The 22,701-nt window shown below is 37.2% G+C and carries 25 protein-coding genes and 2 pseudogenes; 9 read left to right on the top strand and 18 right to left on the bottom strand.

Annotation, left to right across the window (positions count from 1 at the left end):
* Positions 1-5: 5 nt before the first annotated feature.
* The 9 genes from JCM9152_RS10870 to JCM9152_RS10830 all read right to left on the bottom strand — a co-directional run bounded on the left by JCM9152_RS10870 (position 6) and on the right by JCM9152_RS10830 (position 7,335).
* A complete protein-coding gene (locus JCM9152_RS10870; protein ID WP_035344115.1) occupies positions 6-833 on the bottom strand; it encodes a purine-nucleoside phosphorylase in 828 nt (275 codons plus the stop codon).
* Between the two features lie 13 nt (positions 834-846).
* A complete protein-coding gene (locus tag JCM9152_RS10865; protein WP_035344113.1) occupies positions 847-1,662 on the bottom strand; it encodes a purine-nucleoside phosphorylase in 816 nt (271 codons plus the stop codon).
* A gap of 32 nt (positions 1,663-1,694) precedes the next feature.
* Positions 1,695-2,876, bottom strand: coding sequence for a phosphopentomutase (deoB, locus tag JCM9152_RS10860; protein ID WP_035344111.1), 1,182 nt, complete (start codon positions 2,874-2,876; stop codon positions 1,695-1,697).
* Positions 2,877-3,045: 169 nt separating this feature from the next.
* Positions 3,046-3,936, bottom strand: coding sequence for a site-specific tyrosine recombinase XerD (gene xerD / locus JCM9152_RS10855; RefSeq protein ID WP_035344109.1), 891 nt, complete (start codon positions 3,934-3,936; stop codon positions 3,046-3,048).
* 29 nt (positions 3,937-3,965) lie between these two features.
* Positions 3,966-4,193 (bottom strand): YqzK family protein, encoded by a 228-nt coding sequence (locus JCM9152_RS10850; protein WP_035344106.1) that lies wholly within the window; start codon positions 4,191-4,193, stop codon positions 3,966-3,968.
* A gap of 133 nt (positions 4,194-4,326) precedes the next feature.
* Entirely contained in the window at positions 4,327-4,800 is a 474-nt protein-coding gene (fur, locus tag JCM9152_RS10845) for a ferric iron uptake transcriptional regulator (protein WP_035344104.1), read from the bottom strand.
* A 122-nt stretch (positions 4,801-4,922) separates the two neighbouring features.
* Positions 4,923-5,564 carry a stage II sporulation protein M gene (gene spoIIM, locus JCM9152_RS10840; protein ID WP_439644205.1) on the bottom strand — a complete coding sequence of 214 codons (642 nt, stop codon included), beginning with the start codon at positions 5,562-5,564 and terminating at the stop codon, positions 4,923-4,925.
* 68 nt (positions 5,565-5,632) lie between these two features.
* Positions 5,633-6,787, bottom strand: a complete 1,155-nt coding sequence (locus JCM9152_RS10835) for an endonuclease Q family protein (RefSeq protein ID WP_035344100.1) — start codon at positions 6,785-6,787, stop codon at positions 5,633-5,635.
* 5 nt (positions 6,788-6,792) lie between these two features.
* Entirely contained in the window at positions 6,793-7,335 is a 543-nt protein-coding gene (locus tag JCM9152_RS10830; protein WP_035344098.1) for an NUDIX hydrolase, read from the bottom strand.
* 78 nt (positions 7,336-7,413) lie between these two features.
* Between JCM9152_RS10830 and mciZ the strand changes: the two genes are divergently transcribed.
* Complete coding sequence (gene mciZ, locus JCM9152_RS23685; protein ID WP_268870722.1) at positions 7,414-7,611, top strand: Z-ring formation inhibitor MciZ; 198 nt, start codon at positions 7,414-7,416, stop codon at positions 7,609-7,611.
* Here mciZ and JCM9152_RS10825 read toward each other — a convergent pair.
* Both JCM9152_RS10825 and JCM9152_RS10820 read right to left on the bottom strand, forming a co-directional pair.
* A complete protein-coding gene (locus JCM9152_RS10825) occupies positions 7,527-8,600 on the bottom strand; it encodes a DUF3866 family protein (protein ID WP_035344096.1) in 1,074 nt (357 codons plus the stop codon). The genes mciZ and JCM9152_RS10825 overlap by 85 nt on opposite strands.
* Before the next feature lie 70 nt (positions 8,601-8,670).
* On the bottom strand, positions 8,671-9,189 hold the full coding sequence (locus JCM9152_RS10820) for a TlpA disulfide reductase family protein (protein WP_035344094.1): 519 nt from the start codon (positions 9,187-9,189) through the stop codon (positions 8,671-8,673).
* Between the two features lie 165 nt (positions 9,190-9,354).
* Between JCM9152_RS10820 and uppP the strand changes: the two genes are divergently transcribed.
* On the top strand, positions 9,355-10,188 hold the full coding sequence (uppP, locus tag JCM9152_RS10815; RefSeq protein ID WP_035344092.1) for an undecaprenyl-diphosphatase UppP: 834 nt from the start codon (positions 9,355-9,357) through the stop codon (positions 10,186-10,188).
* Positions 10,189-10,438: 250 nt separating this feature from the next.
* Here the strand turns inward: uppP and JCM9152_RS10810 are convergent, their stop codons facing one another.
* Both JCM9152_RS10810 and JCM9152_RS10805 read right to left on the bottom strand, forming a co-directional pair.
* A complete protein-coding gene (locus JCM9152_RS10810) occupies positions 10,439-11,083 on the bottom strand; it encodes an SDR family oxidoreductase (protein WP_035344090.1) in 645 nt (214 codons plus the stop codon).
* A 55-nt stretch (positions 11,084-11,138) separates the two neighbouring features.
* Complete coding sequence (locus tag JCM9152_RS10805; protein WP_035344088.1) at positions 11,139-12,086, bottom strand: CobW family GTP-binding protein; 948 nt, start codon at positions 12,084-12,086, stop codon at positions 11,139-11,141.
* A 158-nt stretch (positions 12,087-12,244) separates the two neighbouring features.
* On the opposite strand from JCM9152_RS10805, the gene JCM9152_RS10800 reads away from it, so the two are divergent.
* The 4 genes and pseudogenes from JCM9152_RS10800 (at position 12,245) to JCM9152_RS10785 (ending at position 15,825) form a co-directional block, all read left to right on the top strand.
* Positions 12,245-12,640: a GntR family transcriptional regulator gene (locus tag JCM9152_RS10800; RefSeq protein ID WP_035344086.1), complete on the top strand. Its 396-nt coding sequence runs from the start codon at positions 12,245-12,247 to the stop codon at positions 12,638-12,640.
* Positions 12,627-13,525 (top strand): annotated as a pseudogene (locus JCM9152_RS10795) (ABC transporter ATP-binding protein). The gene JCM9152_RS10800 and the pseudogene JCM9152_RS10795 overlap by 14 nt, the downstream one beginning before the upstream one ends.
* Positions 13,500-15,482: a DUF6449 domain-containing protein gene (locus JCM9152_RS10790; RefSeq protein WP_035344084.1), complete on the top strand. Its 1,983-nt coding sequence runs from the start codon at positions 13,500-13,502 to the stop codon at positions 15,480-15,482. The pseudogene JCM9152_RS10795 and the gene JCM9152_RS10790 overlap by 26 nt, the downstream one beginning before the upstream one ends.
* A gap of 73 nt (positions 15,483-15,555) precedes the next feature.
* Positions 15,556-15,825 carry a DUF2651 family protein gene (locus JCM9152_RS10785; RefSeq protein ID WP_035344082.1) on the top strand — a complete coding sequence of 90 codons (270 nt, stop codon included), beginning with the start codon at positions 15,556-15,558 and terminating at the stop codon, positions 15,823-15,825.
* Between the two features lie 62 nt (positions 15,826-15,887).
* On the opposite strand, the gene JCM9152_RS10780 is transcribed toward JCM9152_RS10785, so the two are convergent.
* Positions 15,888-16,436, bottom strand: coding sequence for a DUF2179 domain-containing protein (locus tag JCM9152_RS10780; RefSeq protein ID WP_035344080.1), 549 nt, complete (start codon positions 16,434-16,436; stop codon positions 15,888-15,890).
* 202 nt (positions 16,437-16,638) lie between these two features.
* Here JCM9152_RS10780 and JCM9152_RS10775 point away from each other — a divergent pair.
* Both JCM9152_RS10775 and JCM9152_RS10770 read left to right on the top strand, forming a co-directional pair.
* A pseudogene (locus JCM9152_RS10775) lies at positions 16,639-17,671 on the top strand (permease).
* A 14-nt stretch (positions 17,672-17,685) separates the two neighbouring features.
* Positions 17,686-18,642: a TIGR03943 family putative permease subunit gene (locus JCM9152_RS10770; protein WP_035344078.1), complete on the top strand. Its 957-nt coding sequence runs from the start codon at positions 17,686-17,688 to the stop codon at positions 18,640-18,642.
* A gap of 63 nt (positions 18,643-18,705) precedes the next feature.
* On the opposite strand, the gene JCM9152_RS10765 is transcribed toward JCM9152_RS10770, so the two are convergent.
* Positions 18,706-19,215 (bottom strand): PTS sugar transporter subunit IIA, encoded by a 510-nt coding sequence (locus JCM9152_RS10765; protein ID WP_035344076.1) that lies wholly within the window; start codon positions 19,213-19,215, stop codon positions 18,706-18,708.
* Positions 19,216-19,379: 164 nt separating this feature from the next.
* Between JCM9152_RS10765 and JCM9152_RS24055 the strand changes: the two genes are divergently transcribed.
* Positions 19,380-19,463, top strand: coding sequence for a YjcZ family sporulation protein (locus tag JCM9152_RS24055; RefSeq protein ID WP_081727997.1), 84 nt, complete (start codon positions 19,380-19,382; stop codon positions 19,461-19,463).
* A gap of 357 nt (positions 19,464-19,820) precedes the next feature.
* On the opposite strand, the gene wrbA is transcribed toward JCM9152_RS24055, so the two are convergent.
* The 3 genes from wrbA to JCM9152_RS10750 form a co-directional block, all read right to left on the bottom strand.
* The gene (wrbA, locus tag JCM9152_RS10760) at positions 19,821-20,423 is read right to left on the bottom strand and encodes an NAD(P)H:quinone oxidoreductase (RefSeq protein WP_035344074.1); all 603 of its coding nucleotides are present in this window, start codon (positions 20,421-20,423) and stop codon (positions 19,821-19,823) included.
* 172 nt (positions 20,424-20,595) lie between these two features.
* On the bottom strand, positions 20,596-21,336 hold the full coding sequence (locus JCM9152_RS10755; protein ID WP_035344072.1) for an SDR family NAD(P)-dependent oxidoreductase: 741 nt from the start codon (positions 21,334-21,336) through the stop codon (positions 20,596-20,598).
* A 192-nt stretch (positions 21,337-21,528) separates the two neighbouring features.
* On the bottom strand, positions 21,529-22,701 hold a 1,173-nt coding region (locus JCM9152_RS10750; protein WP_035344070.1), incomplete at its 5' end, for an asparagine synthetase B family protein.

Below are 22,701 nucleotides of genomic sequence, written 5' to 3'. Positions count from 1 at the left end.
CTACTCTACAGTTCAACTTTTGCTACTAGCTCACGAACTAATTTAATAAAGATCGGTTTCGTTTTATTAGCGACTTCAACGACTTCTTCATGGGTAATCCCTTGAATTTCTTCACCTATCGCCATATCTGTAATACATGATATACCAATTACTTTCATGCTTGCGTGTCTAGCAACAATGACCTCAGGTACAGTAGACATCCCGATTACATCTCCACCTAGCTTACGTAGCATTATTAATTCGGCTCCACTCATATAAGTCGGACCTGTTACACCAGCATACACACCCTTTTGAATTTGAATGTCTAATGACTTAGCCGTCTTTTCAACAAATGTAACAAGTTCAGGTGTGTAAGCATGACTCATATCTGGAAAACGGGGACCCAACTCCTCAAAGTTAGTACCAATTAATGGATTATCACCAGTCATATTTAAATGATTCGTTATAACCATTAAATCCCCAGGTGAAAAGCTTTTGTTCATTCCACCACACGCATTCGTAACGAGTAAAAGTTCCACACCTAATGCTTTCATTACTCTAACTGGAAACGTCACTTCCTGCATCGTATAGCCTTCATAATAATGAAAACGACCTTGCATAGCGATGACATCTTGTCCCTCTAATGATCCTATCACTAGCTGTCCAGCATGTCCTTCAACTGTTGAGACAGGAAAATGCGGAATATCCTTATAATTAATACGGATTGGATTTTCCACTTCGTTCGCTAGCTCACCTAATCCTGAACCAAGTATAAGTCCAATTTTGGGTGTATGTTTCATTTTTGCTTGAATAAATTCCGTTGATTCGTTAATGGCTTCTAATAATGTCGTCATTTCAACATCTCCTCTACATTGAATGTACAATTGCTTTTACTAATGCTAAAAAATCTTCCTTCACTTTTTCCGTCGTTTCGATGACTTCTTCATGTGTTAACGGCTGCGGTAGAATTCCGGCTGCCATATTCGAAATGCACGTTATACCAAGTACTTCAAGTCCAATATGACGAGCAACGATAACCTCAGGTACAGTGGACATTCCAACGGCATCTCCGCCAAGTTCACGTATCATACGAACTTCGGCAGGTGTTTCATAAGAAGGACCACTATTGGCAACATAAACCCCTTCTTGCAACGTAAGATCTAACTTCTTTGCTTGCTCACGGGCAATATGACGTAACTGGTCGCAATACGCATTTGACATGTCGGGAAATCTAGGGCCAAACTCTTCATCATTCGGTCCGATTAATGGATTTTGATTCATTTGATTTATCTGATCTTTTATTAACATTAAATGTCCTGGTTCAAAGGATTTATTCACACCGCCAGCAGCGTTTGTCACGATTAACTGTTTGACACCGAGCTGCTTCATCACTCTAACTGGAAGTGTCACTTCATGCGCTTGATACCCTTCATATATATGAAAACGCCCTTGCATAGCTACGACATTTTTATTTTGTAGCTTTCCAAATACGAGCTTCCCTGCATGCCCTGACACAGTCGATACTGGAAAATCCGGAATCGAACTATAAGGGACTTCTGTTGCTTCTTCAATTTCATCTGCAAGTACTCCTAATCCTGACCCTAAGATTAGTCCAATTGTAGGACTATCATTCACTTTGTCTTTTAGAAATTGTGTTGCTCGTCCAATACTTTCTTTGCCCAATTTGTTCACTCCTAACATATATTCTTCAACATTCATAGTTCTGACAAAAAGCTAGTACCGTATTTTGGCATTGTAATGTTAAAATTGTCAGCAATCGTCGCACCGACATCTGCAAATGTTTCGCGTGTACCTAAATGACTTCCTCGCTTTTGTCTTTTCGAGTAAACGAGTAATGGCACGAGTTCACGAGTATGATCCGTACCAGAATAAGTCGGATCATTGCCGTGATCCGCTGTAATGATTAACAAATCATCCTCGGTTACGTGTTCGATCACTTCAGCTAATTGTTGATCATACGCTTCTAAAGCTTGTCCATATCCAATCGGATCACGTCGATGGCCATATTTCGCATCAAAATCAACTAAGTTCACAAAACTTAATCCAGTAAATGACTCTTTCATTGAGTCAACGAGTTTTTTCATCCCATCATCATTGGATATGGTCCGTACTGACTTCGTTATTCCTTCACCATCGTAAATATCAGAAATTTTCCCGATCGCAATCGAATCAAAACCAGCATCTTCCAACTCGTTCATAACCGTACGAGCAAACGGCTTAAGTGCATAGTCATGACGATTAGGCGTTCGTTCCCATTGGCCGTTTTCTCCAATAAAAGGACGAGCTATTATTCGACCAACCATATATTGCGGATCAAGTGTAATGGCTCGTGCCTTTTCACAAATTTCGTACAATTCTTCAATCGGTACAACGTCCTCATGGGCAGCCACTTGTAATACAGAATCTGCAGATGTATAGACGATGAGCTTTCCTGTCTTTACATGTTCTGCACCTAATTCTGCAATAATTTCTGTACCTGAGGCTACTTTGTTTCCAATCATTTCTCGTCCCCACGCTCGTTCTAATTGTTCAACAAGCTGAGGAGGAAATCCTTCAGGAAACACTCGAAACGGCTCTTTAATATGAAGCCCCATTAACTCCCAATGTCCCGTCATCGTATCCTTACCACTTGATGCTTCCTGCATTAAACCATAATGCGCCAAGGGTGATTTGACTTTATTTATTCCTTGTATTTCTCTAATGTGTGCTAAACCAAGCTTCGCCATATTCGGCATATGTAATCCATTCATTTTTTCTGCAATGTGACCTAACGTATGTGACCCTTCATCACCAAATAAATGAGCATCAGGAGCTTCGCCAATTCCGACGGAATCTAATACAACTAAAAACACTCGCTTAAATGTATAATTTGACAAATAGATTTCCCCCTTCTTCAATCTTATATTTACTAACATACCCTAATAAAGGTAAAAAACTCAATTCAAACACTACTTTTCATAACAACTAATTATTATCGTCTGATGTCTGACAACCTATTTGTGCAGATTAAGCTAAACTACGAATATTCGTTTAGCTTATGATCCTTTATGCTCTTGGATGATATTTCGTATACACATCTTTCATTCTATTTTTCGTTACATGTGTATAAATTTGGGTTGTAGAAATATCGGCATGTCCAAGCATTTCCTGTACGGCACGTAAATCAGCCCCATTCTCAAGTAAGTGAGTTGCAAATGAATGCCGTAGTGTATGTGGTGTAAGTTCCTTTTGAATATTTGCACTCTCAGTTAATTGTTTGAGAACTTTCCAAAATCCTTGTCTACTTAAAGGATTTCCATGTAAATTAACAAATACAAAATCATGACGTTTCTTTTTCATTAATTGTAATCTACTCTTCTCAAAATAGACTTGTAACGCAGCAGTTGCAGCACTCCCTAATGGTATAATTCGCTCCTTATTTCCTTTTCCGACACAACGAACGAAGCCCATTGATAAATGTGTATCTGTAACGGTTAAGCGAATGAGCTCCGAAACCCTCATTCCAGTAGCATATAATGTCTCTAATAAGGCTCGGTTGCGAATGGAAAAGACATCATTCCCCTTTGGAGCTTCTAATAGAGCTTCGACCTCAGTAGTAGAAAGGACTTTCGGTAATTTTTTCACCGCTTTTGGAATATCTAAGTGGACAGATGGATCTTGATCAGATTGCTTCTCTCGCAAGGCATATTGATGTAATGCACGAATGGACGCAATCGTACGAGCTATCGTTGTTTCGGCTCGTCCTTTTTCCTTTAATTCATATAAATAATAAACAATGTGTTGTCGATTAATTTGATTTAAGCTAGATATCTTCTCTACTTTCTCCATGTAATGAACGTATTGTGATAAATCCCGCTTATATGAGAGAATCGTATTATTAGCTAGTCCTCTTTCCACCTGTATATAATGAAGAAATTGAGCTATTACGTTATCCAAATGATATCGCTCCTATCATAACTAAGATGTTATTCCCCTTCTTGATAGAAGAACCTTAACCTCTCAAAAAAACTTGAGACATGACCTTCCTCCGATTGAAAGACCTTAACAGCCTTTCCTTCCGGCTCATCATAACGATGATAACTCTCATATTCTTGACTTACCCATAGAATACCATAATAGAACAATAAGGTGCATCCCATAAAAAGAATAAATACTTTTAACGTTTGTATGACCGCTTGTAACCATGACCTCATCTCATTCATCTCCTCGTACAAAAGGTTCCTGTTACAAGCTATGCCAAAATAAGAAGGAATTATACTAGTAAATACAGCTATTCAAAAAATCTATAAATTATTAACAGTTAAAAAGAGCTGAATCTATATAAAGTCAGCTCTTTCCCTCTTCGTTCGCATCCGTTTCCTCAGGATCATGGCACCTATGACAAATGCCATGAAACGTTAAACGATGATCTTTAATTTTAAAATTCCAGTCACGTTCAACAATTTCTTCAACATCCCCTAATAAATCCTCTTGAATTTCATCTACAGCTCCACATTCAATACACACAAGGTGATGATGAAAATGATCAGCACCCTCTTGGCGAAGATCAAAGCGAGAAACACCATCTCCAAAGTTAATTTTATCAACAATCTTTAGCTCTGCTAATAATTCTAATGTACGATAAACTGTAGCTAACCCTATTTCAGGTGACTTTTCTTTAACGAGGAGGTACACATCTTCTGCACTCAAGTGATCCTCTTCATGTTCAAGCAAGACACGAACAGTTGCTTCACGTTGAGGTGTTAGTTTATAGCTCTGTGAGTGTAGATGCTTTTTTATCCGTTCAAGTCGTTTCTCCATCGTTATCTTCCCCCTCTCAAACCCTTAAAACCTCCTCTTATTATAATCATTCAAAAAAAGAGTGTCAATTGATAACAATTCTTATTTATAAAATTATAATTGCTATAATTTTATATTTATTACTACATTGGATTTGAAATAATTAACCTCATTAATACAGGAGACACATATGCTTCAAAAGCTGATGCGAATGAAAGCATTGCACCTACACATAGGATCAATAACGTATATTTCATAAACTGAGGAAAAATCGGCAAGTTCGTTCTTTTCATAAACTGCTGTCGAATCATTTTTAAACAAAAAGAAATACTAGCTGTCCCTACAATAATAAAAGCTGGCACTAATATAAAGTTTTGTGGCATGATTGACACAAATGAAATTAAAAAACCTGTCATTCCCATTTGGTTCACTAAAAATCCAACTGTAAACCCGACAACAACACCCTTTAAAAAAAGTAAAACGAGAATAACAGGTAAACCAATTATTGATAACCCGAGTATCCACATAAGACCAAAGTATTTGGCATAATGTGCATAGCTTTGTGAAAAGATCGTTGATGATTGAGCCAGTTCCCCCTCGGTAACATGTCCAAAAAATTGATTAACGTACATATATAAATCGTGCTTTTGTGTTAAGCTCAAACTATTGACTATAATAGCACCAAATACAATTCCCATTAAAAACAAGACCGTTGTAAACACATACATCGTTCGATTTTCTTCGAGGTGCATCGAGATCATTTCACGAAGACCATACCTCATCATAACCATCCTCCCTTTTACACTTACTACACTCTATGAGTAAAAAGGAGAATCTATGACGTAAAACTTTTTTATTCTATTATCTTTCCAAAGCGACCTCCACCACCTGCACGAATAACTAAATCACTCGTTCGAGCTTGAATAATAGAGTCTACTATTTTCGGTGAAACCACTTGCTCAAGCTCTTTTCGTGAAGCATTGTGAATCACATTCATATCTGTACCAAATGCAGCTCTTAATCGATTTAATGTTTTTCTACCTACTTTTGGGATAAATTCTAAAGGGATTTGATGGACATATGAAGGACGTGAAACCTTTGATTGACCTAATGATAACTCTTTAATTCGTTCTGAGACCCCTTTTATAATCGACTCACTATGGCATATAAGGCATCTTCTTCCCGTCATTGGTTGCAAGCAATTCGCACATATTGTTTGATAATATTTCCCAAGCAAAGGGTCTAATCCATAATTAGCAACAATCTTACGTCCATCAACTTCTTTTAACGCTAATCGTAACTCTGAAAAGCTTGGCTCCTTCATCTGAATGATTTGATATTCCCTAGCCATTTTCTCCAAGGAATGAGCATCTGAATTCGTCAGAAAAGGATAAGATTGTAGCTCTGTCACTTGCTCAGCCATTGCCGTATCACTGCTCAAGCCTAATTCAACCGCATCAATTAGTGAAGGTTTAAATACTTCCGTCAAGCTACTTTTTACTCCTTTTCCGTACAGACTTTTAAACGGAGTAAAAATATGTGCTGGTACAAACAAACCTTGTAGTTCTTGAACTGTTTCTTGAAGTGTCACGGCCTTCTCATAAATTCGTTGTGAGCTTAAAGTAGCGTTTTTCATTCGTTTTGACAACCAATTAGAAAACGTTCTCATCTTTTCAAGTGTGGGTAAATAAGCAATGACATGAATAGGGCCATGACAATTCTCATCATAAATTTCTATTTCCGTGCCTAATAGAAGTGTCACGTTTGAAAATTGAATACCTCCATCCGCGCGTTCATATGCCTCTCCACTAAGAATTTGTTCTTCAATCTGATCAAGAATTTCGCTAACATGGCTATCAATTACCCCTATGACATCGATTCCTTTCACATGCTCAGCATAATAGATTATATTCTCCAATGTTAACGACGAAGCAGCGGTGATTTTCACCGCTGCATTTGATCGTGTCCGACCAATATGAATATGTAGATCCGTTACATAATGATTCACAAAAGTCATCCTTTCTTTTCATACAACCTTGCATATTGAATCGCGTACATCGTTTTAGCATCATGGATTTTTTGCTCTTCTATTAGTTTCTCAGCCTCTTGTAAATCAATTTCCAACACATCAATGAATTCATCCTCATCTGTTTGACTTTGCCCCACTTCAAGGTCTCTTGTAACATACAGATGAATTAATTCGTCAGCAAACCCAGGTGAAGTGTAAAAGGAGCCAATAAACGTTAAAGAATTAGTCTTATATCCTGTTTCTTCTTCTAATTCTCTCATAGCAGCTAACTTCGGCTCCTCATTTTCTTCTAGCTTGCCTGCTGGAATCTCTATAATCGACTTTTGCAAAGCTTTTCGATATTGTCTCACTAAAACAAGTTTTCCATCCTCTTTGATTGGTAATACAGCAACAGCGCCCGGATGTTTGATAACTTCTCTTATACTAGTACGTCCATCCGGTAATTCTACCTCTTCAAGCTGTAGATCAATTATTTTTCCTTTATAAATCTCGGTCGTTTTGATCGTTTTTTCATTTAAATGATCCATGTCTCTCCTCCAGTTCTTTTTCTGTGACGCTCCACATAAAAGTGTACCATAAGAAAGGATGTGACTGGATCGTTGAAAATGTATATTCACAATAAAGGGCTAACAATAACAGGGAAAGTGTGGGAAGTACGTGCCAAGTTAAAACAATTACAACATTCCTTTGAAACGGTAGAGCATTATATTAACAGCCGTTATGATTCTAAGCCGAATCTTAAGGCTTCTGCCACAGCACAAAAAAAGTGGGGGTCTTCAGCAAAAGTCTTGCCCATAGATTGAATCGGTAAAGGTGAAGCCTTAAGCGCTTCTTCAACCCACTCATCTACTCGAACCGAAGAAAAATAGATATGGTGATCGCTCGCATATGGCTCTCTTTCAACTAATTGCGCCTTAATAATCTTTAATTTCTCTTGGTCCATAAATGGGAATGGAATACTAGCTGGCTTAAATGTAAATTCACATAGCGTCGTTAACGTATGATGACTTAAGCCAAAGTGTCGACTTCGTTTATCGATAAACGAAATTCTCGGGATCCAAATTGGCCTCCCTTGTAATGCACTTACGATATGAGACCAATGCGCTTGTATCATACCAGCAAAACCATAATAGCTACCACTACCAACAACACCTGGACCAACTGAAATCAGTAAACAATCAACCTCGAGCACATTGTAAGCAAACTGGAGAGCAGAGGCTACTGTAATGGCCTCATAATCCCCACCAAACGCCTGTCCTACCGTTATCGTTATAAGTGTATGAGTTTTTTTAATTTCGCGTAATTGATCACTTATAAATAACGGCAAGGAAGCCTGGTCGTCAATAATGACACACAATCTCTTTTTCGGATATTTGACTTTAAGTAGAGAAAAGGCAAGAGGAATCATACTATGTAGCTCAGCCAAAAATACAGGTAGTCCTGCTAAGGAAAAAGACTTTTGAAATAGGGCATGAAAGTCACTCTCCTGAGATTCAATTGTTTGAACACTGTGCTGACAAGGCGTATAGCGAGCTTTCATTATATGTCCTTCATTTTCAGCTTTCCAATGCAAAGCTTTATGCCGATGAGAAACGACAATATCCCAACCACCTGTTCCTAATTGTAAATCCGTTGCCGTCACATTAACGATGACTATATCACCTACAGCTGCTTCGGAACAAAAACGCTTATAAAGGATTGCCTGTTTAGCGCCTTTATCAGTTCTGAGCTTTTGAATATGGTCATCTTCAAAAGAAATCGCTTGGACCGTTACTTCTATTTCTCTGTACATCCTTTTCACGCCTTTAACGTCCTAATATATCCTGTAGTATCCCTTTATTTTCACATTATATGTTATTCATTTATAAGAGAGGCTCGATTTCTTCTTCGATCATTTCATAAGTAACCTCACCTAAGAAAACTTCCGTAATTTCTCCCTCTCTATCAATGACATATGTAATTGGCATTCCATACTTTGCTCGTAATCGTTCTAGCAGCTCGCCATCCTCATCAAAGAAAACAGGTAATGTTAAATCAATCTCTTCAATAAATTGATGAGCGTCATTCAAGGTTCGTTCTGTCGTTTGCATGTTGACTGTTACTATCGATAAGCCCTTTTCAACGTAATCATTTTGTAGCTCCATTAATGCTGGCATTTCATCGCGGCACGGTTCACACCAAGATGCCCATAAATTTAGAACGATGACATCACCTTGGTAATCGTAAAGTTGACCTTCATCCTGTTCATACATAGGTAACTGAAAATCTTCCATGACCAATCCTTTTTCATTACCATACTGCTGGCGATCAGCAAAAACGATTACCGCTATAGCTAGTATGACACAAGCTCCTAGTATCATTTTCGTTCTTAGTTTTTTCATCGTAATTCCTCCGTTATTCAATCATCTAATGTCATTATAAGAAGGAACAAGCTTCAATAGCAACGAACACATATGTCAATTAAAAGAATTCTTTTCGAACAATCAAAAGTTTGCTAGAATAAAACAGTTCAATAAAAATATTCCTAGTTTGAAAGGACGGTTCATATGTCTATCATCGAAGCGATTATTTTTGGAATTGTACAAGGAATTACGGAATTCCTTCCAATTTCAAGTACTGCTCATATTATCATTACGCAAATGGTTTTTAACTATCAATTTCCAGGTCTTTCTTTTGAAATCTTTCTCCACCTAGCATCCATTCTTGCTGTAGTTATTTATTTTAGACGTGATTTAATCGAAGTGATTGTTGGCTTCTTTCAATATTTCACAAATAAAAGTAAAGAAAACCGAACTCAATTCTTCTTTGCGATTTACATCGTGGTTGCAACTGGTATCACTGGAATACTTGGGATGCTACTTGAAGACTCAATCGGTGACTCACTCAAAACACCTGCATTTATCGCTGTTTCCTTAACGATAACAGGTATCTTTCTCATTATTATTGAACGATTTGTACGCTATGGAAATCGAAAAGAAGATCAAATGACTTTCATAGATTCAATTATTGTTGGTTTAGGACAAACGTTAGCTGTAATTCCAGGCATCTCTCGTTCTGGTGCAACGTTAATAACAGCATTATTTATCGGTTTAAACCGCGATACGGCTGTTCGCTACTCTTTCTTACTCTCCATTCCAGTTATTCTTGGATCGACCGTTTTAGCGATCGGCGATTTTACACAAGGCTCATTAGTAGCGGACATCGGCATTGTACCGCTAATGATCGCCTTTATCGTTACATTTATTTTTTCTTGGATCGGAATCGTATGGCTAATCGGCTTCTTGAAGAAGAGTAAATTAATTTACTTTGCCATTTATTGCTTTATTGCTGCCATATTTGTCTATTTCTACTTATCTCCAGATACGATTATGGAAGTTTGATTAAGAAAAACGCGACAGCGTCTTTTCTAAATTGCGTTGTGAAGAGCCGTTACAACGGGTTTCAGCTTTTATGAAAGTGGGGTTCTTTCATAAAAACGCGAAACGAGCGAAGCCAACGCTCTAGCTACTTCGATTCGCCTCATACTTCCTTTCCCTCCCATAAATTTTATAAATTCTGATTTTTAAAAAGAAGTCTCAAGGTTTAACTAAGACCTTTAAGACTTCTTTGTTTATATTGTTAAAAACAAATCTACACGTTATCTAATGCATTTTGAATAACCGTATCGCCATTAAGAATTTCGAATGTTTGACCAAATGTATTCTCTCTTTCAATGACATCAGCTAACACAATCGCTACATCTTCTCTTGTGATCGTATTATCACGAACCTTTATTTCTTCCTCTAACTTTATCTTTCCTTGAGCAGGTTCATTCACTAAGCTTCCCGGACGAACAATCGTATAGGTTAAACTTGAGCGCATCAAGTGTTCATCAGCTAGCTTTTTCGCCACTAAATAATGACGAATTCGGTCACTTTTATCAGGATCAACGGTTCCCATAGAGCTTAGCATCACGAATCGCTTAACTCCATATTTTTCTGCCGTATCAATGACCTTAATCGCTCCCCATAAATCAATCAATATCGTTTTATCAGCACCTGTGTGGCCACCAGAACCGGCAGCAAATACAACTGCATCAATCTGATGAATCGTAAACAAATGATCGATGTTTTGCTCTAAATCTCCGACCATTGTTTCAACTGCACCTAGTTGCTTTAATTCATTTGCTTGTTCCTCATCACGAATCATCGCAATAGGACGATAGCCTTTTTCTGATAGTTTCGTTAAAGTATGTCTTGCTACTTGTCCATTTGCACCAACTACTAGTACATTCATCTAATCTCTCCTTCATAAATAGCATTCTTTCAGCTTTTCCCTTCATTTTTCCAACTTAAACATGAAACGTTTTTTTAAATTGGTCAACGAGCTCTTCGTTTAAGCCTGACCCAATTAATATAAGACATGGTTCGAATGATTGATCTACAGCCGTTAACTGCATACGCCCTGATGAATACTGGCAACTATACAAAGTTGGATCATCCTCCACATACAAATACCCTTTTGCTCGTAATAATACCGATTGCTTTTTTAACCAACTTTCAAGCATAACTTTATTTAATGGTGGAATGTCTGTTATATTTACCGCTTGAAATGGATGATCATGATGGTGGTGATGATGGTTTAAATCGTTCACATCATGGCTACTTGATTTCATTACTGTGTATCGCTTCTCAAATAACCGTTCTAATGACACTTGTCCATATGTCGCTTCTATTATTTCGACTTGCTCTTGTTTCAATTTTTGTATCCGATTTTTTACTTTTTCTTTCTCTTTTTCATCGATTAAATCGATTTTATTCAAAATAATTAAGCTACTCGTACGTATTTGATCCTTTAACATTTCTCTTATTTCTTTAGAACTTTGAAATATACTTTGAAACTCCAAATAACGACTTGCATCAACTGCTCCTATCACTTGGTGAACATCGACATAATGAATGACGTTAGGATGAGCTAGTGCTTCCACAATTTCAATAGGGTTAGCAATACCAGTCCCTTCAATGAACAATACATCAATATCTTGACGATTTGTTACAAGTTGTTCTATTTCTAATCTCATGTCGTCTTGAATTGTACAACAAATACAACCATCCAACATCTCAATCAATTCTTCGTCCTTGAACAGCTGCTTTTCAACATTTTCTGATCCAAGTTCATTCAATAAAATGGCTGGAGTTAATCCATCATCCTTCACTTTCTCAACCATGCGTTTTAATAGTGTTGTTTTTCCACTTCCTAAGAAGCCTGTTAGAATGTAGGTCGAAATTGATTTACTCATGACATTTCCCTCCCTTCTTATTAAATTAGCATAGTTCTATCACGCGCTCAAACGAGAACTGTTTCGATTTAAATTTTTGTTGCATAGATTTACTAACTGTATTATTATAATTAATACAGTTAAACATCTCGGTGTAACGAAAAGGAAAGGAGGACTTTATGTTTCAATTAGATATTCGTAGTCGAAAGCCTATTTATGAACAGCTTGTCAATAAATTAAAGGAATTAATTATGCAAGAAGTTTATCAGGCAGATGAACAATTACCTTCTGTCCGAATGTTAGCTCAAGAATTAACCATTAATCCAAATACAATCCAAAAAGCATATAACGAGCTTGAGCATCAAGGTTATATATACTCTATACCTGGAAAAGGAAAATTTGTTGCCCCTAAAACGGAAACGATTAATGATGAAAAGGTGAAAAAAATGAAGCAAGAGATTATTAAGCTTATAACTGAAGCACTTTATTTAGGAATAAATAAAGATGAGCTTGTATCATTAATTAACGATGCCGAACAGTCACTCAAGGGAGGCGATCTTCATGATCGAGATTAAACATCTTCATAAAAAATACGAAAAGTTTGAAGCGGTCAAGGACGTTACGTTAACTGTTCAAAAAGGATCGATTTATGGTTTACTCGGTTCAAACGGTGCAGGGAAAACAACATTGCTTAAAATCATCTCCGGCATATACAAGCAAAATACTGGCTCCGTCTATATAAATAATCAGCCTATTTATGAAAACAATGAATTAAAACAACGGCTTATTTTTATTGCCGACCATTTGTACTTCTTTCCCAATACGACGATTAAACAAGCTGCTCAGTTCTACTCACATATGTATGAGCATTGGAATGAAGAGCGTTTTCAACAACTTCGTCATGTATTTAACATTGACATCAAAAAGAAGGTTCACCAATTGTCCAAAGGAATGCAAAGACAAGTCTCTTTTTGGCTTAGTTTATCAACAATGCCAAATATACTTATACTCGACGAACCGTTTGATGCTTGGACGCCGTCATGAGACAAAAAATTAAAAATTTACTTATTCAGGACGTCGCTGAACGAGAAATGACGATTCTTATCTCTTCTCATAATTTACGAGAAGTTGAAGACCTTTGTGATTCAGTAGGAATTATGTACAGTGGTGAGATGATTATGGAAAAGGAACTAGATGATCTAAAATCAGACATTCATAAGGTGCAAGTAGCCTTTAAACAAGAAGTGTCTCATCCTTTTAATGATAATATAGATGTGCTATATGAAGAGAAGCGTGGAAGTGTACGTCTTTTTATTGTTAGAGGCAATCAAGCGACGATTGAGAAACAGATTACTCAATTACAACCAGCCATTTTTGATCTTCTTCCACTTACACTAGAAGAAATATTTATTTATGAAATGAGGGATGTCGGCTATGCCATCGAAAATGTTCTCGTTTAATCGTGGGATTTTAAATTATAATATTCGACATATCGGCTGGTTACCACTTGCATACTTTATTTGTTTATTATTTACCATGCCCATTCATTTACTATTTGAATATTCAAATGCAACACCACTAAGACCATTTGTGCCTCCTGAATCATTATTTGAAGTGTCGTATGGCTTTTTATACTTTTTAACATTTGTTTTCCCATTACTATTAGGGATCTTTTTATTTCGATACATGCAAGTCAAATTATCAAGTGATTTTATCCATGGTCTTCCGATACGAAGAGAGCAGCTCTACGTCCAGAAAATCGTAACAGGGACCGTTTTTTTAGTTACACCATACGTATTGATCGCTCTTATTTTACTAATGATTGGATGGTACATTCCAGCACCGAGCTTACTTTCCTTATCTTCTGTTAGTGAATGGTTTGGCATGATGATACTCATGAATCTTTTTGTGTTTTATGTCACTGTTTTTGTCGGGATGTTTACCGGGATCTCTGTTTTACAAGGAGCACTCACCTATATTTTATTCGTTTTTCCTGCAGGTATCATTGTGCTATTTCTTTATAATATTTCATTTGCCATGTATGGACTTTCACTAATGTATCATCATTATGAGTCTTGGGTCCCTTTTACTGTCTTACCTAGATATACGTATGAGGACGTATCAACGACAGAAATAACAGCTTATGCTCTAATCGGTCTAGTTGCCGTTATCATCTCATACTTTTTATATCAAAAAAGACATGCTGAAGCGGCAACATCAGCGATTTCTTTTTCACCTTTAAAGCCGTTTTTTAAATACGGTGTAACATTTTGTTTCATGCTACTAGGCGGACTGTACTATGGCTCTGTTGGGAGTGACTGGAGCTGGATTCTTTTTGGGTATATCATCGCATCGATAATTGGTTATTTCATTGCTGAAATGATTATCCAAAAGTCTTGGCGAATCTTCCATAAGTGGAAAGGGTATATCGGATATGTCGCCGTTGTTTTTGTGATTGGGCTTGCCATTCATTTTGACATTACCGGTTACGAAAACCGAATACCAGAAGCTGAATCCGTTAATCGGATCTTCTTTTCTGAATATGGTTATTTGTATCATTATTCAGCGACTGAAGCTTCAGACGGCGAAGAACCTGAAGATCATTATTATGAAGATCCTGAAGTCATTCAAGCACTTACAAGCTTACATGAGCAGCTTGTTCGTGACAAAAATCACCTAATGAATTTCACACATACGTATGATGACCAATCTAAACGCTTTACATTTGGTTATCAATTAGAAAATGGCAGAACAATCTTAAGAGAATATTCATTTCCAGCTTACGCTTATGAAAAATGGCTTGAACCGATTATCGAATCGAATGAATATAAAAGAAATCACAATCCAATTATGAACGTTGACACAAATCATATTCAATCAATCAGTCTAAATAATCGACATATTCGATATCATTTACAACTACCTTATCTCTATATTAATGAGCCAGATCAAATCCAAGGTATATATGATACCCTCATTCAAGACATTGAAGGAGAATCGGTTCATGATACGTTAAACCCAAACTATTGGGAAACGGATATAACGTTCAATTTAAATAATGGAAAAATGCTGTCGCTAACTTGGAATAAATCGTACACACATTTTGATCAATGGTTAGAGGAGAATGAGCTACAATCACAAAGCCGATTGACATCCGAGCATATTCATCACGCCATTGTAATCAAAAGGGACTATTTTCCTTATGAGATATTTGACACGATTCAATCAAAAAATGATCTAAGCTTACTCTCCATTGACTATTTTGAAATTGATTCTTCTGATGAAATCGACAAGCTACTCCGCGATATACATCCTTATGCTCACAGCTCTTATTATGTCGTTTTGTTTTCTGAGAATAAGGTGTTAGAAGAAGTGTTCTTTCTTAATGAGCAGGAGGGGCAAAAGTATATAAATTAATTCATATTTGAAACACTCCGCGAATATCCTTTTAGAGTGGTTCAAAATTCTTACTTAGGAAGGAGGTATCATCATGTGGGAACTTCTATTATATGTAATGGTTGCTCCAATGATGACAATCATTCTTTCTCTTGTATTTGCATGGAAATATGATGACCTATTTGCTGCACCGATGATCATATTTATTCTTTTTAATTTACCGACCATTTTTATTTCAATGAATTATTCGATTGGTTGGAACATATTTTTTGGATGGTCCATATTCTATACGTTTCTATCTTTATTTATCTCTTTGTTAGTATGGCATCTACGAAAGCATCGACAAACATCGACGTCACTATAAGAGTTGAACAATAATAAAAATGGATCAGTACGGAGACCGTTATCCTTACTGATCCATTATTTTTATTGTGCTTTTATCGCTTCCTTCTGTTTTCTTCTTTTCTTCATTGCTTTCGTAATGTACCCTCCTCGGAAATTACGAGGCTCATAGGATACAACAAAAGCACTCGGTTCATACGTACTCACAATCTTAATGAACTCTTCTTCGCGATCCCTTCTTGCTGTACAATCTAAACGATATCGTCGAGCGTTATTCATTCCTTCCACTTCAGCTGAAGAAACGCTAAACCCTTCATCTCGAAGATGTTTCGTTAGCTCATCATTTTTATTCATAATGTTAACCTCAATCGTAACATAACCAATTGCTAGCTTTTGTTCAATAATTTGCCCTATATATAATCCTACGCCAAACCCTATTGCATAGGATGCCATATTTAAATAATTTGATAAATCACTAAAAACAATTCCAAGTGCGATAACATAAATAAATCCTTCTAATATGCCAAGTGCTGCAGCTTTTTCTTTCATTCCCTTGACCATCATGATTGTTCTTAATGTAAGAACTGGAACGAAAAGAAGCTGCGCGATGAAAATAATAATCGCTTGTAGCATGAAATCTCACCTCTTCTATTAAGTTCAACTTACGTAGTCTAACAGGATTTTCTTAATCAAGCTAGCTAAATTGATGATATTTTTTTGGAAATATTTCAAGTATGTTTTCAACTTGATGACATTTTAAAAGAATTATCCCCAAAAAAAAAGTTATATGTTAGAATTATTTCTACTATGTTTCTATTAGAAGGAGCTCATTACTATGAAATCATTAAAAGGAACCCTTCTAGGTTTCGCTAAGGACTTAAGTGGATTTATTCTCCTTATTTTGTTCCTTATTCTCTTTTTTAATATAGATTCTTTTAAAAATGAACAAGCTGGCATAACGGTTCCTGATACATGGTTGCTCATACATATGAACTTCCTAAGTATTGTCTTGGAAGCTATTCCATTTATTCTATTAGGCGTTTTCGTTTCAGTTGATCCAAATCTATGTGAAAGAAGAATTTATTCATCGTTATTTACCTAAGAATGCTTATGCGGCCCTTTTACCAGCAGCAATTATGGGGGCGATCTTCCCCATTTGTGAATGTGCGATCGTTCCAATTGTAAGACGTTTAATTAAAAAAGGGATGCCCCTTCACGTTGGAGTTGTTTTCCTAGTAGCTGCACCTATTTTGAATCCGATAGTTGCTGCTTCAACCTTTTTTGCATTCCGAACAGATCTATCTGTTCTCTATGCACGAATGGGATTAGCCTTTATTCTTTCTATTATCATTGGAGCGATTTTATATATCATCTTCAAAAATAAAGACCAACTGCGCTGGACAAAGGAAGAGCTTGTCGGTCGACAAGTGGTAGTAGACCCTATCACTCCTAGAAAGATGAATCGTATGAAACAAACGATGTATCATGCAGCTGATGAGTTTTTCTTAATGGGTAAATACTTAATAATGGGAGCCTTTGTCGCTTCTTTATTCCAAACATTACTTGACCGTGAATTCCTTCTAGCTATCGGAACTAACGAATGGAGTTCGACAGCAGTCATGATGGGATTTGCCTTTTTAATCTCGCTTTGCTCTGAAGCTGATGCGTTTGTCGCTGCATCATTTAACAATACATTCTCTACAGGCTCGTTAGTTGCCTTTTTAGTTTATGGACCTATGCTTGATTTAAAAAATACGTTTATGCTGTTTGCCTTTTTCAAAGTACGCTTTGTCGTGATCTTTATGAGTGTCGTTACAGTTGTTGTATTCGCCGCAATGATTGCACTACAATATCTCCAAATCTTGTAAGGAAGGTGCTTTAAATGGATAATAATCAATCTGATACTGGATTCCACGCCTATATTCGTGGAATTATTCTAATAGGCTTTGCTTTACTTATGCTCGCATTCTTAATGACAGGTAACATTACGTATTACATCGCACCGACCATGTTTCCTTTTATTTATTTCGCCACTGCCGTCTTCTTAATACTTGGTATTCTTCAAATTATTCGAAGTACCAAAAAAGGACAAGAAGAGGAACAACTTTGTGATTGCGGTACTGACCACTCTGTACAAGGACCGTTTTTTGTGAAGCTGCTTATTTATACGATTTTCATCACTCCAATTGTATTAGGATTCGTCTTGCCAGATCGTTTATTAGACAGCTCAGTCGCAGCGAATCGTGGTGTTCAATTTGGTTCTGGTTTAGTCGAGACGACTCCAGTTGCCCAAGAGACTGCAAATTCTTCATCAACTTCACGAGCAGAAGCATTTCTTGATGACCCTGAGGCCTACTATGCTGAATTAGAAAACCAGGAAGCAGCAGATTCCATTTCTAATGAAGAATTTTACACCGAAGAAGGGTATAATCAATATTACAGCGAGCTTGCTTCAGAACTATTAGAAGAAGAAACGGTTATTGTAACTGAAGAGAATTACTTAGATGTCATGACGATTCTTGACCTACATTTAAATGATTTCATTGGAAAATCAATTGAAATGGTCGGGTTTGTTTTTCAAGAAGGTGATTTTGACGATGACCAATTTGTCGTAGCCCGATTTGGAATGACATGCTGTATTGCCGATGCCTCCGTTTACGGAACGATGGTTCGTTCAGATGAACCTCTTGAACTAGATAATGATACTTGGGTACGTGTAAGTGGCATTATTGGAGAAAGTACGTATGGTGAGATGCGTATTCCACAAGTCATGTTACGTGGTTTTGAAATTGTCGAAGCACCGGATAGCCCTTATGTATACCCTCGGTTTAGTTTTTAAAACCATTTCTTTTAGGCCGCTGAAACTTACACCTTTTCAGTGGCCTAATGATAATCATATTTTTCAAGATGTTTCGATTGAGACCGTTAAGACCTCTGTTTCTCCCCCAATGACATCTATATGCGACTCCTTACTCATTTGCGCTATTTTTTCCACATTCGTAACGACAACAGGAGTAATCGAACTCGTTGCCTTCTTTTTAATCACATCGATATCAAACTCGACAAGTACATCCCCTCTTTTGACGTGATCTCCTTCCTTCACATGTGTAATAAATCCTTCTCCTCCTAAATTAACCGTATCCAAGCCAATGTGAATAAGTATCTCTAAGTCACCTGCTGTTTTCATTCCTATCGCGTGTTTAGTTGGGAATACTTGTATAACATCTCCATCGACAGGGGCTACAACTTTACCCTCAGTTGGAGCAACAGCAAATCCATCTCCCATCATTTTCTCACTAAAAGTAGGGTCTGGCACCTCTTCAATCGGAATTAATGTGCCTGTTAATGGGCTATAAATCTGTTCTTCAGTAGGCTTCGTTCGTTCTTTTTTTCCAAACAATTTCTTTAGCATTTCTCGTGCACTCCTTCATGCGTTCAAGTTACTCTTACTATACCCTTTATCAGAATAGCAAAACGTACAATTCTCCATCGTTCTTCATTTTTTTCAGCTGTTGCCTATTCATCATTTTTTATTTGACATAGACTATAGAGAAGTAAAGAAAGGAGCTGAGGACAATGGGTCACGGTTATAACGGGTTTACGTTAATTGTCGTTTTATTCATCCTCTTGGTTATCGTTGGCTCTGCATATGTTTGCTAAAAAACCGCTGCGCGGTTTTTCTCTAAATTCACTTACCCCCAACTTGATTAAGTCTCTAAACACTTTATAAGTATCTTTTAAAAAAAGATAAAATGCCTTTGAGAACTGACTCTCAAAGGCGTTTTGGATGATGATAGGTTTGTTTCTTCAATGCCAGTTGGTGTGTTCAATAAACACCCATTTCACTAAAGCGACCAGATCAATACTTGGACGTTCTTTGTCAAAAAGCGTGCCCCCTATCCCGGTAGCGGGCTCGAAGATCTGTATCGTGGCAAATCTCTAAACAAAAAAGCTTGTCGATCGACAAGCTGAACAACGAGACAATTGAATTGTCTCGTTGTCTTGTTATGTTTTTTCTTATAAAGACTGTAATGCTTTCGCTACATCGACTGTACGTTTCGCTTGGTATTTCACTGCTTCTTGAACATCTTCAACCAATTTGCCATCTTGTGTAACCGTAACACTCGTACCATAAGGGTTACCTCCAGCTGCAAATGTCACCGGATCTGTATAACCAGGCGCCGCAATAATCGCCCCCCAATGATACATTGTCGTATAAATAGCTTGAATCGTTTTCTCTTGACCACCATGTGGATTCATTGCTGACGACATTGCACTTACAACTTTATTAGCTAGTTTACCTTCAGCCCATAATCCACCTGTCGTATCAAGGAACTGCTTCAATTGACCAGGGACATTCCCAAAACGTGTTGGAGCACTAAATATAATCGCGTCTGCCCACTCCAGATCATCAAGTGTTACCTCAGGTACATTGGCTGTTTCTTCTAAATGTGCTTTCCATGCTGGATTAGAGTCAATCGCAGCTTGAGGTGCAAGTTCTGGTACTTTTAAGACTTTCACTTCAGCACCTGCTGCTTGACCGCCTTCTTTCGCCCAATTGGCAAGCTGATAATTGGTACCTGACGAGCTGTAATAAATAACCGCTAATTTTACTGACATTTGAAAATTCCTCCCCATACATTTTTATTTAATTTGAAATCATATAATACAGTACTGAATTATACGATTATAAAAAGAACATATCCATCCTTTTTACAAGTTTGATTGTAACGCGATAATGATTTAATGTCAAATAGTTTGATATTGAAATTATGTTGCTTTTTTGTAAAGTTTAATGTTCATACATCATCTTCCGTGTCATTCCTCCATCAATTATAATCGTTTCTCCATTGATAAACTCATTCCCCTCATTTGTAAGAAATAAACATACATTTGCGATATCTTCCGGTTTACCAACTCTTTTTGAAAAATGCTGATCATGATCTTTCTGACGTAAGCTCTCCTCTTCTCCAGTATGAATCCAGCCAGGGCTAATTGCATTTACTCGGATCAAGTCGTCTTGGAAAGAGGCAGCTAATGCATGTGTTAGAGAAACAATCGCCCCTTTTGAAGCTGCATACGCTTCAGAGTGCGGTTCAGACATGGATGCTCTCGTAGAAGCAATGTTAACAATTGAGCCTCCACCATGTCGCTTCATGACATTCGCTACTTCTCGCGAACAAAAAAATGCTCCCCGAACATTCGTATTTAATACTCGATCCCATTCATGAACAGTAAGCTCATAAGGAGATTTAAATTCTGAAATACCAGCATTATTAATAAGCACATCAATTCTTCCATACGACTTGTTTACTTTTTTCACTAATATCTGAATATCCTTTACATTGCTAATATCACAATAAATGGCCTCTGCTTCTCCATTATGATCTTCAATGAAACGTACAGTTTCAATCGCATCATACTTATTTACATCAACGACAACCACTTGGAAACCTTTTTTTGCATAAGCAAACGCAATCGCCTTCCCTATTCCTTTTCCAGCTCCTGTCACAATCACGACACGCTTATCCAACGAAACCCACTCCTCTTTTCAAGATTCGCTTAGTATTTAGTCATATTCTTTTGCTCCGTTGACATAAACCTTCTTCAAATACCTCTTTTTATTTATGTCAATGAGGGAATTTTCTTACATTATTGAATACAACTTAACTATACAATAAAAAAGTTCCCTAAGCGACTCATGCTTAAGAAACCTTTTAATTGATTATTCTTCTATTTGAACGTTATAGTGATTTAGCCATTCATTCATTTGAACAAAATGAGCAAGAAGCTGAGGTCCTGCCATCAACTGACCAAAGTAAGGAATATTTTGATCGAATCCCCCATTTTCAGCTACTGTTTTCAATGAATTTTTATCAATAAATTCAAACAAAGCAACATCCTTTTGAGCAAGTACTTTCTTCATCTCCACATGCACAGCTTTCGTATAGTGTGGATGGTATGTTTTTGGATAAGGACTCTTTTTCCGATACAATACATCATGTGGGAGGAGCCCTTCTAATGCTTTTCGTAAAATCCCTTTCTCACGTCCATGTAACCTCTTCATTTCCCACGGTATATTCCACACATATTCAACTAAACGATGGTCCGAAAAAGGTACTCGAACTTCTAAGCTCGCTCCCATACTCATACGATCTTTTCGGTCCAATAAATTGGTCATAAACCAAATAATATTTAAATATGAAATTTCCCTTCTACGCGCTTCTTCCTTCGTATCTGCTTCAAATCGAGGCGTCTCATTGATGGTTTCCTTATAACGATCATATACATATTTCTTTAAGTTAAGCTTTTTTTTCCATTTATCATTTAATAGCCCTTCTCTTTCCGATATAGATCTCATCCAAGGAAAGCCGTCGATGTACATCACTTCTGGCTTATGAAACCACGGATATCCACCAAAGATTTCATCCGCACATTCTCCAGATAAACCGACCGTCACGTCCTTTTTTATCTCATGACAAAACCATAGTAGTGATGAATCGACATCCGCCATGCCTGGAAGGTCCCTAACATGCACAGCCTCTTTAAGGCGAACAGCCAGCTCTTCAATAGAAATCACTTTATTTTGATGATGTGTACCTACTGCATTCGAAACCTCTTTCACCCAAGGAGCATCTTCATTCGGTTGAAAGTCATTTGCACGGAAATATTTATCATTTTCATCATAATCGACAGAGTAACTACGAATCGGTCCTTTCCCTTGCTTTTCATACACCTTGGCTGCTAACGCGGTTAATGCACTCGAATCAACGCCCCCTGAAAGAAACATCCCAACAGGCACATCAGCTACTAGCTGCCTCTCTACGATATCCTCTAATAAATATCGAATATATTCAGCTGTTTCTTCAACCGTATGTGAATGCTCTTTACTTTTAAG

The sequence above is a fragment of the Halalkalibacter hemicellulosilyticusJCM 9152 genome, from assembly GCF_000513115.1.
In the GTDB taxonomy this organism is placed as follows: Bacteria; Bacillota; Bacilli; order Bacillales; family Bacillaceae_D; genus Halalkalibacter; species Halalkalibacter hemicellulosilyticus.
Note: the sequence above shows the minus strand (reverse complement) of the source record. Positions and strands in the feature narration are given on the sequence as shown.

Excerpts from the sequence above, each read along its gene's own strand:
- JCM9152_RS10870 (WP_035344115.1), bottom strand. The coding sequence starts at position 833 with ATGACGACATTATTAGAAGCCATTAACGAATCAACGGAATTTATTCAA.
- JCM9152_RS10850 (WP_035344106.1), bottom strand. The coding sequence starts at position 4,193 with ATGAGGTCATGGTTACAAGCGGTCATACAAACGTTAAAAGTATTTATT.
- fur (WP_035344104.1), bottom strand. The coding sequence starts at position 4,800 with ATGGAGAAACGACTTGAACGGATAAAAAAGCATCTACACTCACAGAGC.
- spoIIM (WP_439644205.1), bottom strand. The coding sequence starts at position 5,564 with ATGATGAGGTATGGTCTTCGTGAAATGATCTCGATGCACCTCGAAGAA.
- JCM9152_RS10830 (WP_035344098.1), bottom strand. The coding sequence starts at position 7,335 with ATGGATCATTTAAATGAAAAAACGATCAAAACGACCGAGATTTATAAA.
- mciZ (WP_268870722.1), top strand. The coding sequence starts at position 7,414 with ATGTATATTCACAATAAAGGGCTAACAATAACAGGGAAAGTGTGGGAA.
- JCM9152_RS10825 (WP_035344096.1), bottom strand. The coding sequence starts at position 8,600 with ATGTACAGAGAAATAGAAGTAACGGTCCAAGCGATTTCTTTTGAAGAT.
- JCM9152_RS10820 (WP_035344094.1), bottom strand. The coding sequence starts at position 9,189 with ATGAAAAAACTAAGAACGAAAATGATACTAGGAGCTTGTGTCATACTA.
- uppP (WP_035344092.1), top strand. The coding sequence starts at position 9,355 with ATGTCTATCATCGAAGCGATTATTTTTGGAATTGTACAAGGAATTACG.
- JCM9152_RS10810 (WP_035344090.1), bottom strand. The coding sequence starts at position 11,083 with ATGAATGTACTAGTAGTTGGTGCAAATGGACAAGTAGCAAGACATACT.
- JCM9152_RS10805 (WP_035344088.1), bottom strand. The coding sequence starts at position 12,086 with ATGAGTAAATCAATTTCGACCTACATTCTAACAGGCTTCTTAGGAAGT.
- JCM9152_RS10800 (WP_035344086.1), top strand. The coding sequence starts at position 12,245 with ATGTTTCAATTAGATATTCGTAGTCGAAAGCCTATTTATGAACAGCTT.
- JCM9152_RS10790 (WP_035344084.1), top strand. The coding sequence starts at position 13,500 with ATGCCATCGAAAATGTTCTCGTTTAATCGTGGGATTTTAAATTATAAT.
- JCM9152_RS10785 (WP_035344082.1), top strand. The coding sequence starts at position 15,556 with ATGTGGGAACTTCTATTATATGTAATGGTTGCTCCAATGATGACAATC.
- JCM9152_RS10780 (WP_035344080.1), bottom strand. The coding sequence starts at position 16,436 with ATGCTACAAGCGATTATTATTTTCATCGCGCAGCTTCTTTTCGTTCCA.
- JCM9152_RS10770 (WP_035344078.1), top strand. The coding sequence starts at position 17,686 with ATGGATAATAATCAATCTGATACTGGATTCCACGCCTATATTCGTGGA.
- JCM9152_RS10765 (WP_035344076.1), bottom strand. The coding sequence starts at position 19,215 with ATGCTAAAGAAATTGTTTGGAAAAAAAGAACGAACGAAGCCTACTGAA.
- JCM9152_RS24055 (WP_081727997.1), top strand. The coding sequence starts at position 19,380 with ATGGGTCACGGTTATAACGGGTTTACGTTAATTGTCGTTTTATTCATC.
- wrbA (WP_035344074.1), bottom strand. The coding sequence starts at position 20,423 with ATGTCAGTAAAATTAGCGGTTATTTATTACAGCTCGTCAGGTACCAAT.